General features: G+C 68.9%; 18 protein-coding genes. 11 read left to right on the forward strand and 7 right to left on the reverse strand.

Annotation, left to right across the window (positions count from 1 at the left end):
• Positions 1-68: 68 nt before the first annotated feature.
• Positions 69-1,457: an FAD-dependent oxidoreductase gene (locus tag ACFWPJ_RS08365; RefSeq protein ID WP_378848811.1), complete on the forward strand. Its 1,389-nt coding sequence runs from the start codon at positions 69-71 to the stop codon at positions 1,455-1,457.
• Positions 1,458-1,586: 129 nt separating this feature from the next.
• On the forward strand, positions 1,587-2,453 hold the full coding sequence (locus tag ACFWPJ_RS08370; RefSeq protein ID WP_378848814.1) for an amidohydrolase family protein: 867 nt from the start codon (positions 1,587-1,589) through the stop codon (positions 2,451-2,453).
• A gap of 1 nt (position 2,454) precedes the next feature.
• Here ACFWPJ_RS08370 and ACFWPJ_RS08375 read toward each other — a convergent pair whose 3' ends face one another.
• Positions 2,455-2,937, reverse strand: coding sequence for a DUF456 domain-containing protein (locus ACFWPJ_RS08375; protein ID WP_378848816.1), 483 nt, complete (start codon positions 2,935-2,937; stop codon positions 2,455-2,457).
• A gap of 125 nt (positions 2,938-3,062) precedes the next feature.
• Between ACFWPJ_RS08375 and ACFWPJ_RS08380 the strand changes: the two genes are divergently transcribed.
• A complete protein-coding gene (locus ACFWPJ_RS08380; RefSeq protein ID WP_378848818.1) occupies positions 3,063-4,160 on the forward strand; it encodes a CaiB/BaiF CoA transferase family protein in 1,098 nt (365 codons plus the stop codon).
• Between the two features lie 78 nt (positions 4,161-4,238).
• Entirely contained in the window at positions 4,239-4,610 is a 372-nt protein-coding gene (locus tag ACFWPJ_RS08385; protein ID WP_378848820.1) for a hypothetical protein, read from the forward strand.
• Here the strand turns inward: ACFWPJ_RS08385 and ACFWPJ_RS08390 are convergent.
• Positions 4,597-6,099 (reverse strand): PLP-dependent aminotransferase family protein, encoded by a 1,503-nt coding sequence (locus ACFWPJ_RS08390; protein WP_378848822.1) that lies wholly within the window; start codon positions 6,097-6,099, stop codon positions 4,597-4,599. The two genes, ACFWPJ_RS08385 and ACFWPJ_RS08390, sit on opposite strands and share 14 nt — an antisense overlap.
• A 61-nt stretch (positions 6,100-6,160) precedes the next feature.
• Between ACFWPJ_RS08390 and ACFWPJ_RS08395 the strand changes: the two genes are divergently transcribed.
• The 3 genes from ACFWPJ_RS08395 to ACFWPJ_RS08405 all read left to right on the forward strand — a co-directional run bounded on the left by ACFWPJ_RS08395 (position 6,161) and on the right by ACFWPJ_RS08405 (position 8,048).
• Positions 6,161-6,439, forward strand: a complete 279-nt coding sequence (locus ACFWPJ_RS08395) for a hypothetical protein (protein ID WP_378848824.1) — start codon at positions 6,161-6,163, stop codon at positions 6,437-6,439.
• A 49-nt stretch (positions 6,440-6,488) separates the two neighbouring features.
• Positions 6,489-7,052: a methylated-DNA--[protein]-cysteine S-methyltransferase gene (locus tag ACFWPJ_RS08400; RefSeq protein ID WP_378848826.1), complete on the forward strand. Its 564-nt coding sequence runs from the start codon at positions 6,489-6,491 to the stop codon at positions 7,050-7,052.
• Positions 7,053-7,229: 177 nt separating this feature from the next.
• Entirely contained in the window at positions 7,230-8,048 is an 819-nt protein-coding gene (locus tag ACFWPJ_RS08405) for an alpha/beta fold hydrolase (RefSeq protein ID WP_378848827.1), read from the forward strand.
• A gap of 32 nt (positions 8,049-8,080) precedes the next feature.
• Here the strand turns inward: ACFWPJ_RS08405 and ACFWPJ_RS08410 are convergent, their stop codons facing one another.
• Positions 8,081-8,374 carry a hypothetical protein gene (locus ACFWPJ_RS08410; RefSeq protein WP_378848829.1) on the reverse strand — a complete coding sequence of 98 codons (294 nt, stop codon included), beginning with the start codon at positions 8,372-8,374 and terminating at the stop codon, positions 8,081-8,083.
• Positions 8,375-8,515: 141 nt separating this feature from the next.
• The gene (locus ACFWPJ_RS08415; protein WP_019049730.1) at positions 8,516-9,805 is read right to left on the reverse strand and encodes an adenylosuccinate synthase; all 1,290 of its coding nucleotides are present in this window, start codon (positions 9,803-9,805) and stop codon (positions 8,516-8,518) included.
• 266 nt (positions 9,806-10,071) lie between these two features.
• Here ACFWPJ_RS08415 and ACFWPJ_RS08420 point away from each other — a divergent pair, with 266 nt between their 5' ends.
• Genes ACFWPJ_RS08420 through ACFWPJ_RS08430 form a run of 3 tightly spaced genes read left to right on the forward strand, consistent with a single transcriptional unit; the run spans position 10,072 to position 12,414 of the window.
• A complete protein-coding gene (locus ACFWPJ_RS08420; protein ID WP_378848832.1) occupies positions 10,072-10,731 on the forward strand; it encodes a hypothetical protein in 660 nt (219 codons plus the stop codon).
• On the forward strand, positions 10,728-11,516 hold the full coding sequence (locus ACFWPJ_RS08425) for a site-2 protease family protein (protein WP_378848834.1): 789 nt from the start codon (positions 10,728-10,730) through the stop codon (positions 11,514-11,516). The genes ACFWPJ_RS08420 and ACFWPJ_RS08425 overlap by 4 nt, the downstream gene beginning before the upstream one ends.
• Positions 11,517-11,559: 43 nt before the next feature.
• Positions 11,560-12,414 (forward strand): glycosyltransferase family 2 protein, encoded by an 855-nt coding sequence (locus ACFWPJ_RS08430; RefSeq protein ID WP_378848837.1) that lies wholly within the window; start codon positions 11,560-11,562, stop codon positions 12,412-12,414.
• A gap of 4 nt (positions 12,415-12,418) precedes the next feature.
• Here the strand turns inward: ACFWPJ_RS08430 and ACFWPJ_RS08435 are convergent, their stop codons facing one another.
• The 3 genes from ACFWPJ_RS08435 to ACFWPJ_RS08445 all read right to left on the reverse strand — a co-directional run bounded on the left by ACFWPJ_RS08435 (position 12,419) and on the right by ACFWPJ_RS08445 (position 14,373).
• Positions 12,419-13,585, reverse strand: a complete 1,167-nt coding sequence (locus ACFWPJ_RS08435) for an aromatic acid exporter family protein (RefSeq protein ID WP_378848839.1) — start codon at positions 13,583-13,585, stop codon at positions 12,419-12,421.
• Between the two features lie 18 nt (positions 13,586-13,603).
• Entirely contained in the window at positions 13,604-14,038 is a 435-nt protein-coding gene (locus ACFWPJ_RS08440; protein WP_378848842.1) for a DUF3151 domain-containing protein, read from the reverse strand.
• A 128-nt stretch (positions 14,039-14,166) separates the two neighbouring features.
• Entirely contained in the window at positions 14,167-14,373 is a 207-nt protein-coding gene (locus ACFWPJ_RS08445; RefSeq protein WP_378848845.1) for a hypothetical protein, read from the reverse strand.
• 1,096 nt (positions 14,374-15,469) lie between these two features.
• Here ACFWPJ_RS08445 and ACFWPJ_RS08450 point away from each other — a divergent pair.
• Positions 15,470-15,860, forward strand: a 391-nt coding sequence (locus ACFWPJ_RS08450) for a hypothetical protein (protein WP_378848848.1), incomplete at its 3' end; no start/stop codon positions are given.

A 15,860-nucleotide genomic window follows, 5' to 3' on the forward strand; every position in this document is an offset into this window, starting at 1 on the left:
TATCCAAAATTTTCACACAGATAATTTGACGCCGTAAACTGTTCTCGACCAATGGGTGCGCGTATAAATTGACCGAACAGAGTGCAGCGACCCGCCCGCTCCGCATTGCGATCGTGGGCGCAGGACCGGCCGGTATCTACGCCGCCGACGCCTTGATGAAGTCCGATGCCGACGTGAGCATCGACCTCTACGAGCGCATGCCCGCGCCCTTCGGCCTGATCCGCTACGGCGTCGCGCCCGACCACCCGCGCATCAAGGGCATCATCACCGCCCTGCACAAGGTCCTCGACAAGGAGCAGGTGCGGCTGCTGGGCAACATCGACTACGGCACCGACATCACCCTGGACGACCTGCGTCAGTTCTACGACGCGGTGATCTTCTCCACCGGCGCCAACGCCGACCGCGCCCTGCCGATCCCGGGTATCGACCTCGACGGCTCCTACGGTGCCGCCGACTTCGTGTCCTGGTACGACGGGCACCCGGACGTGCCGCGCTCGTGGCCGCTGGACGCGGAGAAGGTCGCCGTCCTCGGTGTCGGCAACGTCGCCCTCGACGTGGCGCGCGTGCTGGCCAAGACCGGTGACGAGCTGCTGCCGACCGAGATCCCGCCGAACGTCTACAAGGGGCTCAAGGAGAACAAGGCCGTCGAGGTCCACGTCTTCGGACGTCGTGGCCCCGCCCAGGCCAAATTCACGCCTTTGGAGCTGCGCGAACTGGATCACTCGCCGACGATCGAGGTCATCGTCAACCCCGAGGACATCGACTACGACGAGGGCTCCGAGGCCGCGCGTCGTAACTCCAAGCAGGTCGACATGGTCGCCAACACCTTGGAGCAGTGGGCCATCCGCGATCACGGCGGCCGCCCGCACAAGCTGTTCCTGCACTTCTTCGAGTCCCCGGCCGAGGTCATCGGCGAAGACGGCAAGGTCGTCGGGCTCAAGACCGAGCGCACCCAGCTCGACGGCACCGGCAACGTCAAGGGCACCGGCGAGTTCAAGCAGTGGGACGTGCAGGCGATCTACCGCGCCGTCGGCTACCTGTCGCAGAACATCACCCAGCTGCCGTTCGACGACCAGGCAGGCACCGTGCCCAACGAGGCCGGTCGCGTGATCTCCGACGAGACCGCCGAGGGCGACGCCCGTTTCATGCCCGCCACCTACGTGACCGGCTGGATCAAGCGCGGCCCGGTCGGCCTCATCGGCCACACCAAGGGCGACGCCAACGAGACCATCGCCTGCCTGCTCGACGACGCCAAGGACTTCGCCCCGGCGCCGCAGCCCGAGCTGGACGCGGTCACCACGTTCCTCGAGGGCAAGGGCATCCCGTTCACCACGTGGGCGGGCTGGTACCGCCTCGACGCGCACGAGCGCGCCCTCGGCGAGCCCGAAGGCCGTGAGCGCGTGAAGGTCGTGGAGCGCGAGGACATGCTGCGCGCCTCCGAGCCGAACAAGGTCTAGGCTCAGACTTCGAGAGGCCGGTGGGTGACAGGACGCCACGTTCTGGAACCCACCGGCTTTTCTGTTCTACGGCCACCGTCACAGTGGCCGGACTGTTCTATCCCGCCTAACTCGAGGCATTCTGTACAAGTGTTCGATGCCCACGTCCACATCATCGATCCGCGGTTCCCGCTGATCGAGAACGAAGGCTATCTGCCTGACCCCTACACCATCGCCGACTATCGAAAGCGCATGGAGCACTTCGATGTTCGCGGTGGTGCGGTGGTCAGCGCGTCGTTCCAGGGTTCCGACCAGTCGTATCTGAAGGCGGCACTGGCCGAACTCGGGGACGGCTGGGTCGGGGTCACCAGGCTGGATCTGGACGCCACCGACGACGAGATCGTCGAACTGGACCGCGCGGGTGTGCGCGCCCTGCGGTTCAACCTCAAGCGCGCCGCCGCCGACATCACCGAGATGACCCTGCAGGCGCTGCGCGCGCACGAGCTGGCGCGCTGGCACGTGGAGCTCTACATCGACGGGCAGATGCTGGCCTCCTTGCAGCCGGTCATCTCCAAGCTGCCCGCGCTCTCGATCGACCACCTCGGCATGTCCGAGGAGGGTCTGCCCTATCTGCTCGATCTGGTCGATCGCGGCGCCAGGGTGAAGGCGACCGGTTTCGGCCGGGTCGACATGGACGTGGCCGAGACGCTGCGCCGCGTCCACGCGGTCAACCCCGGCGCGCTCATGTTCGGCACCGACCTGCCCGGCACCCGCGCGGGCAGGCCGTTCGAGGACGCCGATGTCGACCTGATCTGCCAGGTCGTCGGCGCCGATCTGCACGCGGTGCTCGAGGACAACGCGCGCGAGGCCTACCGGCTGCCCGCCGTCGAGCGCGCGGCGACCGACCCGATGCCGACGATGCCGATCCGGCGCACCGACAATCCGACCGTGCCGATCCCCCGCGACCAGCTGCCCGGCGCGGGCGAGCACACCCGCCCGCTGCCGGTCATCGAGTAGCTCAGGTCAGGATCGAGCCGGTCAGCCACACACCGGCGGCGACCAGCGCGCCGAGCAGCTCGACCAGCATCGACAGCCCGACGCCCTTGAGCGCGTGCACCGTCGCGGGCCAGGCCAGCTGGTTGGTCTTCAAGCGGTGCAGCTCGGCAAGGTAGACGCCGAGCACGAAGCCGATGAACAGGCCGACGATCGGGATGACGAAGAACCCGGCGACGCCCAGGACCGCGCCGACCAGCAGCGCCCGGTTCGACACTCCCGCCTCGCGCATCCGCCTGCCCGGCCAGGTGTACTTCACGACACCGGAGATGCCGAGCGCGACCGTGGCGATCGCGAGCACCGTCCAGGCCTCGGCACCACCGGTCATGAAGGCCCACACCGCGATCGCGGCGAAGATCAGGATGACGCCGGGCAGGATCGGAACGATCACGCCGATTAGACCGACCAGAATGACGAGGCCTACGATGACCTCACCCCACACGCTCACTACGGGTCCTCCCATTGTGGCGCCGAGTCGCGCCACCGGAATTCTCGCCCATGCCCTACCCGGGCCGCCATCCCGACGCTATTGTCAGTGTGTCAATACCGTTCGACGATGAACAGAGGTCAGGTGTGAGCGAGTCCGCCAACGCCAAGCAGGGACCCCTCGCGGGGATCAAGGTCATCGAGCTGGCCGGCATCGGGCCAGGTCCCCATGCCGCACTATTGCTGGCCGACCTGGGCGCCGACGTGGTCCGCGTGCAGCGTCCCGGCATGATGCCGGGATTCATCGAACGTCCGCAGTGGCGTGGCCGGACCATCGTCGAAGCTAACCTGAAGGACCCGGCCGACGTCGCCAAGATCCTCGATCTGGTCGAGAAGGCTGACGTGCTGCTCGAGGGCTTCCGCCCCGGCGTCACCGAGCGCATGGGCCTCGGCCCCGACGACGCGCTGGCCCGCAACCCGCGCCTGGTCTACGGCCGGATGACCGGCTGGGGCCAGCACGGCCCGCTCGCCGATCGCGCGGGCCACGACATCAACTACATCTCGCTGACCGGCGTGCTCAACGCCATCGGTCGCAAGGGTGAGCGGCCCGTGCCGCCGCTGAACATGGTCGGCGACTTCGGTGGCGGCTCGATGTTCCTGGTGTTCGGCGTGCTCGCCGCGCTGGTCGAGCGGCAGAGCTCCGGCAAGGGCCAGGTGATCGATGCGGCCATGATCGATGGGGCACTCGCCCTGTCGCACATGATCTGGGGCATGCGCGGTATCGGCCTGTGGTCCGACGAGCGCGGCACCAACCTGCTCGACACCGGCATGGCCTTCTACGACACCTACGAAACCTCCGACGGCAAGTACATGGCCGTCGGCGCGATCGAGCCGCAGTTCTACGCGGAGCTGCTGGCAGGCTTGGAGATCAGCCCGGAGGGTCTGCCCCAGCAGCTCGATCCGGACGGGCAGGAGCAGCTGCGCAAGCTGTTCGCGGACAAGTTCAAGACCAAGACCCGCGACGAGTGGGCCGCGATCTTCGACGGCACCGACGCCTGCACCACCCCGGTGCTGACCTTCACCGAGGCCGAGCAGAATCCGCACATCGTGGCCCGTACCGGCCTGATCGATATCGAGGGCGTCGTCCAGCACGCGCCGGCGCCGCGGTTCTCCCGCACTCCCGGTGGCGTGCCGACACCGCCGCCGGCGGAAACGACACCGATCGAAACGGTCTGGGTTGACTGATTTGCCGGCCTGTCGTCGGTAGTCTCTTCAACTATCGACGACAAGCCACGGATCCGCACCGGCCACCGGCCACCAAAGGTGCTCGCCGCGCTCATCGCGGTCATCACCTTCGGTGCCGCGCTGCTCGCCTTCACCATGGCCGAAGGAATGCTCGACGATCGCAGAACCCGGCTCGTCGAATCCCGTTGCCGCAGTGAGGCCCCGGTGCCCGCGGCGGTCAGCGCGCTCAACGGCCTGGCGGCCGGACTGCTGCTGGCCAGCACCATCGCGCTGGTGTGCCTGCTGGTGCTGCTGTTCCGGTATCCGTCCACGCGCAGCATCGTCGCGGTGCCGCTCACCACGGTCGCCGTCCTGGTGTCGATGCTGTTCATGCTCGGCGTCGGCTACGAGACCGTGCGACCCGCATCGGCGTCGGCCGGATCCCACTCGTGCGGATTCAGTAGCAGGTGAGCGGTTGCAGGGGGTCGGCGGCGCGCGGGGTCAGGGCTTCGTAGGCGGCGGCGATAGATTTCACGGCCAGGCGCAGCTCTGGCTCGGGGTGGGTGAAGGGCAGGCGCAGGAAGCGCTCGAAGGCGCCCTGGACGCCGAAACGTGGACCGGCGGCGAGCAATACGCCGTGATTGGGCGCGGTGGCGGCGAGTGCGGTGGAGACGGGGCTCGGTAGCTGGGCCCAGACCGACATGCCGCCCGCACCGGGGGCGATGTACCAGCCGGGGAGGTCTTCGGCGACGGCGTCGAGCAGGGCGGCGCGCTGGGTGCGCAGCTGTTCGCGGCGGCGGTCGAGGATGGGTTCGGCGTTCTCCAGCAGGTGGACGGTGGCCAGCTGGTCCATGACCGGGGTGCCGAGGTCGACGGTGGCGCGGATGCCGAGCAGCTTGGTGATCAGCGCCTGATTGGTGCGGATCCAGCCGACCCGCAGACCACCCCAGAACGACTTCGACGCCGAACCGATGGTGATGATCTCCGAGCCCTTGGCGAACGCGGCGACCGGCGGCGGCATGGTCTCGCCGGACAGGTTCAGATCGCTCATCGACTCGTCGACGACGATGGTCATCCTGGTGTCACGGGCGATGGCGGCCAGTTCGGCGCGGCCGTCGGCGTCGAGCAGCAGGCCGGTGGGGTTGTTGAAATCGGGGACCAGGTAGGCCAGCGTCGCCGCGGTCTGCCTCGCGGTGCTGCGCAGGCCGTCGAGATCCCACCCGGCGTGCGGGAATTCGGGACGCAGCGGGACCGGGATGGGGCGGGCGCCGACATCGCGGATCGCCTCGATGGCGTTCGGGTAGGTGGGGTGCTCGATCAGGACACGCGCGGCGGGCGAGGTGAGGACGTTGAGCAGCAGCCGGAGACCGTGCTGGGCGCCGAGCGTCACCAGGATCTGTTCGGGCTCGGTGGGCAGGCCGCGGGCGGTGTAGCGGCGGGCCAGTGCCTCGCGCAGGGCGACCACGCCGACCGGGTCCATGCCGTGTGTGCCCAGATAGGGCGGAATGCCGTGCAGTGCGGTCGAATACGCCTCGTGCAGTTCCGGTGGGGCCGACATCGCGGCGTAGGTCATGTCGATGGTCGGTAGTTCGGGCTGGGCCATCAGCGCCATGATCCCGCGGGCCGGCTTGGAGCCGTCGTGCTGGATGGCGGGCGGCAGCGCCACCGTGCTGCGGGAGCCCTGGCGGCTGATCAGGTAGCCGTGCTCGCGCAGCAGCGAGTACGTGGAGGTGATGGTGGTGCGGCTGACGCCGAGGGTGGTGGCCAGATCGCGCTCGCTGGGCAGGGCGACGCCGAGCGGGGCGCGGCCGTCGTGGATCAGCAGGCGGATCGCCTCGGCCAGGGCCAGATAGGCGGGGCGGTGCGGGCGGCGTTCGGGGGAATCGCCGCCGGTTTCGGGGTCACGCCACCGGCCGAGGTCGCGGGCCAGGCCAGATGCGCCGATCACTCTTGTCGCCATGAAGTCCAGTATTCCGTAAGTGGATATTTATAGGCAAGGCCAGTCGGAGGATTCTTACGACATGACCACTTTCTTCGCCCTCGCCGTCGCCACCGCCTTCGGGTACGCCGTCTATCACTTCTCGCCGAAACGAGGGGAATTGCCGTTCTGGCCGTTCCAATATCTGCCGCACGACAGGGCTTTCGGCACCTACGACGACCAGCGGCTGTTCCGCGATCTGGATGCCGTGCGGGTGCACGAGGACGAGCCGGTATCGCCGGACGCCGGTGGAGACGATCCAGTCCAGTTGCCGAAAATTGGACCTCTCGAATCGGGTGAGCGCGGGCCGCTCGCCGCGTGAGCGCAGGGGTGGGCCGGAATTTGTCACCGGGTCGGCGCACACTGTGATCATGAGTTCCGGAACCAGGACCGAACCGGTTGCCGCGGCACTGTTCGACACGGCGATCGGCCTGTGCGCGATCGCCTGGCACGGCGAGACCGTCGTGCGGTTCCAGTTACCCGAGGCGAGCGAGGAGGAGACGCTGGCCCGGATCACCAGGCCACTCGGCGGCGTTCCGGTGGTCGAGGATGAACCCGGGCCCGCGATCACCGCGGCGATCGCGGGGATTCGCGCCCATCTGGCGGGCACGGTCGACCCGTTGCGCTGGATCGACGTCGACCTGCGCGGTGTGCCCGATTTCCACCGTGCCGTCTACGCGGTGACCCGCGACATCGACCCCGGCCACACGCTCAGCTACGGCGACATCGCCACCCGCCTCGGCGCGCCCGGCTCGGCCCAAGCCGTCGGGCAGGCGCTGGGGCGCAACCCTGTTCCGCTGATCATCCCCTGTCACCGGGTTCTCGCCGCCGATCACGCGCTGCACGGTTTCTCGGCGCCGGGCGGGATCGGCACCAAGGCGCGGCTGCTGGAGATCGAGCGGACTCCCGGCTTCGGTGAGCCGATGCTGTTCTGATCCTCGACCGATGAATCCTCGCGATGGGCGCCGTCTGTACGGACAGCCGGGCGAGGCCGCCGTCTGCGGGTTTTCCTGGCCGGTATCGCCACGGCGTAAACCCGTGCCGACCTGCTAGGACCCGATCGCGTACCGTCGAGTCCGGTGGTCACACGGCCCGTATCGAGAGGAACCACAATGCAGACTGTGACGTCGGCCGACGGCACCACGATCGCCTACGACCGGGTCGGCGACGGCGCGGCGGGGACGGTCATCCTGATCGGCGGCGCGTTCAGCTACCGCGAGTTCGCGACCATGGTCGAGCTCGCCCAGACGCTGGCCACCGACTTCGACCTGACGGTGCTGAACTACGACCGGCGCGGGCGCGGTGACAGCGCCGACTCCCCCGGTGTGTACGACGTGGCCAACGAGATCGCCGATATCGCCGCGCTGGTCGAGGCCGCGGGCGGGAAGGCCGCGCTGTTCGGCTGGTCGTCCGGCGCCGCGCTCGCGCTGCTGGCCGCGGCCCAGGTGCCGGGCGTGACCGAGGTGGTCGCCTTCGAGCCGCCGTTCGTTGTCGACCCGAAAGACCATGTGCCGCCGAAGGATCTGGAAGCCAAGCTGCATCCGATGATCGCCGCGGGCGACCGCAACAAGACGGTCCGCTACTACATGACCAAGGCGATGGGCATGCCCTGGCTGATGGTCACCGCGATGCGCGTGACCCCGTTCTGGAAAGACCTTGCCGCGACATCGAATTCGACCGCCCACGACTGGGCCGTGATGAAGCCGTACATGCGCGGCAAGAAGCTCGACGCCGCGGAATGGAGCGGTGTCACCGTCCCGGTGCTCGTCCTCGCGGGCGACCGCACCGCCCCGATGCTCACCAAGGGCGCCAAGGCCGCCGCCGAGGTCCTGCCGAACGCGAAGTTCGCCGAACTCCCCGGCGTCAGCCACAACCCGAAGGTCTCGATCCTCGCCCCCGCGATCGGCGAATTCCTCACCCGCGCACAATGATCCACACGCGGCAGCCCTGATCGCAGCAGCGGTCAGGGTGGTGGTGGATGGTCCCGGTAGAACTGGCAGGGATCGCCGGTGAGGTAGCCGTCCATGCAGGCGAAGTAGGTCTGCACACAGGCGTTGCTGGTGCAGCCCGCCGTGTAGAGCATCCCGCGGATCCGCTCGTTGCGCTGCTGGGAGGGGATGAGCGTCTGGGCGGGCGGGAGCACCGAGCTCACCGGTGACGGGCTGGGCGTCGGGGTCGGTTCTTCCGGCGAGCTACAGCCCGGCAGGACGGCGAGCGTGAGCAGCGCCGACAGGGCCAGACCTGCACGTATCGCCATCAGCCACCTCCGTCCGGACCCGCTTCGACGGTACCTCGGGCACGGCCGGCGCCACCCGCGGACCCGTCGGGAGATGACCGACCGCGCTGAGTGAAAACTGCCCCTCCCCGAAACCGGGAAGGGGCAGTTCGCGAAGGAAACTCAGCCCAGCACGTCGTGGCGGACGATGGTCTGGTCGCGGCCGGGGCCGACGCCGATGCACGAGATCCGCGCGCCCGACAGCTCTTCGAGCCGCAGCACGTAGGCCTGGGCGTTGGCGGGCAGCTCCTCGAAGGTGCGGGCGTGCGAGATGTCCTCCCACCAGCCGGGCATCTCCTCGTAGATGGGCTTGGCGTGGTGGAACTCGGTCTGGGTGGTCGGCATCTGCTCGACCCGCTCGCCGTCGATCTCGTAGGCGACACAGATCGGCACGGTGTCCAGCCCGGACAGCACGTCGAGCTTGGTGAGGAAGTAGTCGGTGATGCCGTTGACGCGGGTGGCGTAGCGGCTGATCACCGCGTCGAACCAGCCACAGCGACGGGCGCGGCCGGTGGTGACGCCCACCTCGCCGCCCTGCTTGGCCAGGAACTCGCCGAAGTTGTCGAACAGCTCGGTCGGGAACGGGCCGGAGCCGACGCGGGTGGTGTAGCACTTGAGGATGCCGAGCACCGTGTCGATCTTGTTCGGGCCGATGCCGGAGCCGACCGCGGCGCCGCCGGAGGTCGGGTTCGACGAGGTGACGAACGGGTAGGTGCCGTGGTCGACGTCGAGCAGGGTGCCCTGCGAGCCTTCCAGCAGGATCGTGTCGCCGCGCTCGAGCGCCAGGTTCAGCTCGAGGCGGGTGTCGGAGATGCGGTGCTTGAACGACTCGGCCTGCTCGAGCACCTCGTCCACCACCTGCTGCGGGTCCAGGGCGCGGCGGTTGTAGATCTTCACCAGCACCTGGTTCTTGAACTCCAGTGCGGCTTCGACCTTCTGGGTGAGGATCTTCTCGTCCAGCACGTCGGCCACGCGGACGCCGACGCGGGCGACCTTGTCCTGGTAGCAGGGGCCGATGCCGCGGCCGGTGGTGCCGATCTTGCGGCTGCCGAGGAAGCGCTCGGCGACCTTATCGATGGCCACGTGATACGGCATGATCAGGTGCGCGTCGGCGGAGAGCAGCAGGCCGGAGGTGTCGACTCCGCGCTCTTCCAGACCGGCGAGCTCGTCGAGCAGCACACCCGGATCGACGACGACACCGTTGCCGATGACGTTCTTGACGCCCGGGGTGAGGATGCCGGACGGAATCAGGTGCAGAGCGAACTTGTCGCCGTTGGGGAGGACCACCGTGTGGCCCGCGTTGTTGCCGCCCTGATAACGGACGACCCACTGCAACCGCTCACCGAGCAGGTCGGTAGCTTTGCCCTTGCCCTCGTCGCCCCACTGGGCGCCGATGAGGACGATTGCCGGCATTTCGCGTCTCCTACAGATCGACAGCAGCACACTGTGCACTGCAGCTACCTGCCGTAGGACGCTGCGCGTCCAGTCACTGAGGCGGTGGCCGGAGACACAGTCTAGCCGACGCCTGATCAGGGCCCTTCGACGTGTCCTGCCCGAGCGTGCCGCCCCCCGGCCCTCACCGACGCCAGGATCGGATACCGTTACTTGCCGGCAGGGGGTTTTGCCGTGTGCTTGTGGGCGACACACCGTCGGCCGTACCGAGGAGGGTGTACCGCAGTTTGAGTACCCACGTTCTCCGATGTGGTGACATACCGGTCCCGATCGCGCTCGCCTCGCTGCCGACCACCCAGACCGGCCCGCTGCCCGATGTCGCCGTGATCGACGAGTTGCTGCCCGTGCTGGCCGCCGACAGCCTGCCGCGGTTGATCGTGCTCGGCTCCGACGCCGGCCTCGCCGCCGTGCTCACCCATCTGATGCGCACCGAACGCCTGCACGTCGAGGTGGGCTTCGTGCCGGTCGAGACGACTTACGCCTCGCGGGTCTATCAGACCGCCTCCGGCAATGCCGCCGCCAAGATCGCGATCGACGGCCGCGCGATCGAGACCCCGCTGATCCGCGACGACACCGGCACCGTGCTCGTCGGCCGGGCCAGTATCACCGGCATCGACGGCGCCGCCCTCGAGGGCGAGGCCTACGTCGACGACACCCTGCTGTTCAGCGGCACCGTGACGACGATGCTGATCTCGCCGACCATGACGATGCCCGGGGTCCGTGCGCGCGTGCGCAAGGGCTTCCGCAAGCGCACCTGGGTGTCCGGGCGCGCCGCGCAGCTCGGCACGCCGGGCGCGATCGTCACCCGGGACGGCATCACCACCGAACGCAAGGTGCCGCGCTCGACCTTCTACCGCTTCGAACAACCCTGGCTCTTGGTGCGATGACCTATTCCTTCACACCGGGCAGGCGGACCGACCACAGCGCCGTCCGTCCCAGCCCGGTCTTCCTGCTCATCGTGCTGATCACCGTGGCCGGTGGCGCGCTGGCCTGGGACGCCGACATCGAGTCGGTGCGGGCCAAGTTCGGTGTGTTCATCCTCGTGGTGTTCGGCTGGATCATCAGTCTGTGCCTGCATGAGTTCGCGCACGCCTATGTCGCGTGGCGGGCCGGCGATCACGAAGTGGAAGTGCGGGGCTACCTCACCCTGAATCCACTCAAGTACAGCCATCCGGTGCTGTCGATCGGCCTGCCGCTGGTGTTTATCGCCCTTGGCGGAATCGGTCTGCCCGGTGGCGCGGTGTATGTGGACACCACCCTGTTCCGGTCGAGTGTGCAGCGCTTGGTCAGCGCTGTCGGTCCGGCGTCCAACGCGCTGTGCGCGGTGGTGCTGCTCGTGATCGTGCGGGTGTTCGGGTCGGTCCAGGAGCACGCGGCGTTCTGGGTCGGGCTAAGTTTTCTGGCGTTCCTGCAGATCACGGCATTTCTGCTGAATATTCTGCCGGTGCCGGGCCTGGACGGATACGGCATCATCGAGCCGTCGCTGAGTTACGAGACCCGCAGGGCGCTCGACCAGTTCAAGCCGTACGGCATGCTGATCCTCTTCGCTGTCATCTTTTTCACACCGCTGAGTCAGGTTTTCTTCAACGGCGTTTACGCTTTGTTCGAACTTTCCGGGGTACCAGAGGGTTGGGCCGCCTACGGCAGCCACATGACTCGTTTCTGGCGTTGATAGCCTGTCGCGGGTCAGCCACGACTCTGGAACGGAAACGCATATGGGCTCCACCGAACCGCCCGTAGTCCTGTCCGTCGTCATCCCGACGCTGGACGAAGCTTCCTGCATCACCGCCTGCCTGGAACGCCTGATCGGCCAGGACGCCGTCGACGAGATCGTCGTCGTCGACAACGGCAGCACCGACGGCACCCGCGAGATCGTCGCCGAACTCGCCCTCCGCCACCCCAAGATCGAATTGCTCGAGGAGCCGGATCCTGGCGTCGCGCACGCGCGCAATACCGGCTTCGACAAGTCCCGCGGCGACTACATCGGCCGCATCGACGCCGACACCCTCGTCGGGCCCGACTGGGGCGCCACCGTGCGCGCGCACCTCGACGCGCATCCGGACACCATGGCGGTGACCGGCATCAGCACCTACCACGATTCCCCGATCGGCTTCTTCCTGGCGGCCGCCATCGGTGGGCAGGAGCGGCTCGGCCTGATCAAGCAGCAGCCCGTCGGCAACGTGCACGGAGCGAACATGGCGATCCGGCGCAGCGCCTGGCAGCAGGTGCAGGACGCCACCACCACCCGTCGCGACCTGCACGAAGACCTCGACCTGGCGCTGTGCCTGACCAAGGCGAAGCTGCGCATCGACCAGCTGCCCCAGCTGCGGGCCGAGATCTCCGCGCGCCGCCGCAAGACCCCGCCGAGCGTCTGGTGGAAATACCAGCTGCGCGGCTTGCAGACCATCGCCAATCAGGGCTACGACGTGGTGCCCTTCCACCGCGCCGTGATCACCGGAGCCTGGCTGATGCACACCTCGCAGTGGCCGATCTACCGGGTGTGGGACTTCGATCGCAAGCGGTTCTCGCTGAGTCCGGGCCGCCCCAGGGTCTCCCCCGTCGGCGACTGAACTCTCATTCCTCCGGCGTCACATACGGATTGGGCACGGTCGGCGGGAGCAGCGCCATCGCCGAGATGCGCTGCATCCCGCACACCAGCATCAGATCCACCACGATCGACCTGATCTGGGCGAACACCACATGCGCCGAAAGACCCGCCCCGGCAACCAGTTCCGGGCGGGCGTTCTTGGCGACACTGCGCAGCGCGCGGGTGGCCTCGGCCTGATCCGGCTGCTCGCCCGGGTCGGCCAGCATCATCTTGCGGACCACGTCGGTGGCGTTGCCGAGCTGGTTGACCAGGTCGATCAGGCGCGGGTCGAGCACCTCGTCGTCGCGGACCAGGGTGAGTGAACGGCGCAGCAGCACACGGGTATTGCGAACCGCGTTGTCGAGCGGATCGGCCGCCGAATGGATGCGGGCGAGCCGCTTGCGGGAGTTCCAGTACAGCGGCGAGATCCGGATGACCTCACGACCGCCCGCCAGCGCCGAACGCAGCGCGTCGATCTGGCTCTGGGTGGCGCGCACCGCCGTCAGCGCGTCGTGCACCTTGGCCGAGTCCTGCTCGAGCAGGCCGTCGGCGCAGGTGATCATGGATTTGCTCATCACCGACAGCACGTCGGCCGCGTGTTCGCGGGCGCGGCGCACCGGGTGCAAGGGGATCAGCCCAACCATCAGCACGCCGACGAGGCCACCGACCAGCGCGTCGATCATGCGGCTCGGTCCCGCCCCGGCGGACTGACTCAGCGTGGCGACCAGCACCGCCGAGCCCGCCGCCTGGATCGAGATGATCGAACCACCGTCCAGGAACACCGCGCACGCCATCGCGAAAGCGACGACCAGTCCCACCTGCCAGACACCGGTACCGACCTGTGCGATGAACAGGTCGCCGATGCCGATGCCGACGGCGACACCGACCACCAGCTCCACCGAGCGACGGATACGGGCCCCGAAGGAGACGCCGATGGAGACGATCGCGGCCGTCGGCGCGAAGAACGGATCGGGATGTCCGATGACGTTGTGCGCGATGAACCAGGCCAGCGCCGCACCCAGCGAACACTGGATGATCGGGATCGCCGAGAGCCGTAACCGCACCGACGACCGTGTGAACCGGTCGACGGTGCTGTCTTTGGCAGCCGCTACTACCGGGGTTGCCGCGGCGACGACGGAGTGGGAATCGCTCACCTACGACTCGGCCGCGATTCAGTCAAGGCCGAGTTCGGCCGCCGCGCGGGGATCGCAGTCTTCGAGCAGATCGAGGCAGCGGGCGTATTCCTCGGTCTCGCCGATCGTCTTCGCTGCCCTGGCCAGCGCGCCGACGCTGCGCAGGAAGCCCTGGTTCGGCTCGTGGTTCCACGGGACCGGGCCGAAACCCTTCCAGCCGTTGCGGCGCAACAGGTCGAGGCCGCGGTGGTAGCCGGTGCGGGCGAACGCGTACGCGGCGACGGTGTCGTGATTGACCTCGCCGCCCGCGCGCGCCAGCGAGTTCTCGGCGAGCTGGGCCCAGGCGATGGACGCGGCCGGGTGGTCGGCGGCGACCTCGACCGGGTCGGTGCCCGCCGCGATGGCGTCTTCGGCGTCGATCAATTCGGGAAGGAGGACCGGCTGCGGTCCGAGCAGGTCACCGAAGGAGGTCATGGGTTCATTGTGCACCGAGCCCCCGGACGACGTCGCCCGGCCCGCCGCGGGGCGATCGGCGAACTCCCCCGCGCGGCGCGCATTAGGCTGACCCAGGAGTGGCAACGTTCGAGCCTGAGCGAGGGGTACTAGGTGTCCGACCCGACCGACGAGAACAACCCGGCAGCCGAGCCTGCCGACCCCGGCGCGACCGGGCGCAGCGCCCAGCGTGGCGCCGATTCGTCGAGCACCGCGCCGCCGACCGGCGCGCCCAAGTCGACCCCCGAAGCGGTCACCGAACCGGGCAGGGCGACCGTCACGCCCGGTGCCGGGGGGACCGCGGAGACGGTTGTCATCCGGCGCGGTGAGTTGCCGGGGGCCGCGGGTGGGCCGGGTTCCGTCGGTGGCCAGGGCTCCGCCGGGGGCCCAGGCTCGGTCGGCGGGCCGGGGTCGACTGGCGGCCCGGGTTCCGCCGGCGGGCAGCGTCCGGCTGGTGGGCAGGGCTCCGCCGGCGGGCAGAGTTCAGTCGGCGGGCCGGCGCAGGCCTCCGGTCGACCGGTCGACGCGCCTGGTGGACAACAGCCTTCGAACCCCGCGCGGCCTATGGGCGCACCCGGCGGACCGCGGCCCCAGGGCAACCCCGGCGCGCCACAGCAGGCCGGTCGCCCCGGCAATGCACCCGGCCCCCAGCACCCTCCGGCACCACCCCGCCGCGCCCAGCCTGTCGGTCGATCTGGGAATGCCGCGGGCGGACAACAAGCTTCGCGACCGGGCAGCGCTCCCGCCCCACAGCCCACGGGCCGACCCGGGACGCCGCAGGCTGGTCCACGCCCCCAGAGCGGCACCGACTCGCCGCATGGCCCAGGCAACTCGCCTAGCGGACAGCCGTCGGGTCAGGGCACCGCGCCTGGGGGGCGGCAGCCCCTTGGCCCCGGTGGACCACGTCCCCAGGGCGGGCCCGGTGGGCCGCAGCAGAGTGGGCGACCCGGCAATGCGCAGGGCGGGCAACGACCTTCGGGCGTCGGCAACGCGCCCGGCGGGCCGCGGCCTCAGGGCGGGCCCGGCGCGAGCGCGGGAGCGGGCAATGTGCCTGGTGGACAACAGTCTTCGGGTCGTGGCAACGTCCCTGGCGGCCCGCAGGGCACCGGGCAGCCTCCGGTTCTGCCGACCGATAGGCCCGAGGGTGGGTCGCGAGTAGGCGCGCCGGGAGCCGGCTCTGCGCAGGACGTTGGCCGGCAAGGGCTTGATGCGGGCCGGGTCGGTGACCAGGGGCGTGGCGCGCAGAACCCTGCCCAGGACCAGGGCTCGAATGCCGCGGCCGCCTCGCCGTTGGCTGGACTGTCGCAGGGACTCCCCGGCGGGGACCGTCCCGAACAGGCGAGTTCGGAGAGCGCGGGCCGTCAGAGCGATCCCACAGTCGATCCCGCGAGCCCTGATGCGCCGACCACCGCGATGTCCATCCCGGGCGGGAAATCGTCCGCAGCCCAGGGTGATTCGGCGAACGACGCCACCGCGAAGATTTCGAGCGCGCAGTCGAAGGCCGCACAGGCGGACATCCCGACTGCCGGTATGAACCAGGTCGACCGTCCGTCGACGTCGGCTGCGAAGTCCGGCAAGGCATCCGCCGCAGGAGCCGCGGGCGCGGGCGCGGTGGTCGCGGGAGCAGCCTATGCCGCAGGCGCTGGTCGGGGAACCGTCGGCGACACAGCCTCGGCCGACGAGGAAACGGCAGGCGAGAGCACAACCGAAGCAGCCGGTGCGGTTTCTTCGACCGCAAGTGACGATGCCGCGAACGCCGACTCTGCAACTGGCACAGGCAGTGCGGACGCAGCGATCGCTGTCT

The sequence above is a fragment of the Nocardia sp. NPDC058497 genome, assembly GCF_042720195.1.
In the GTDB taxonomy this organism is placed as follows: Bacteria; Actinomycetota; Actinomycetes; order Mycobacteriales; family Mycobacteriaceae; genus Nocardia.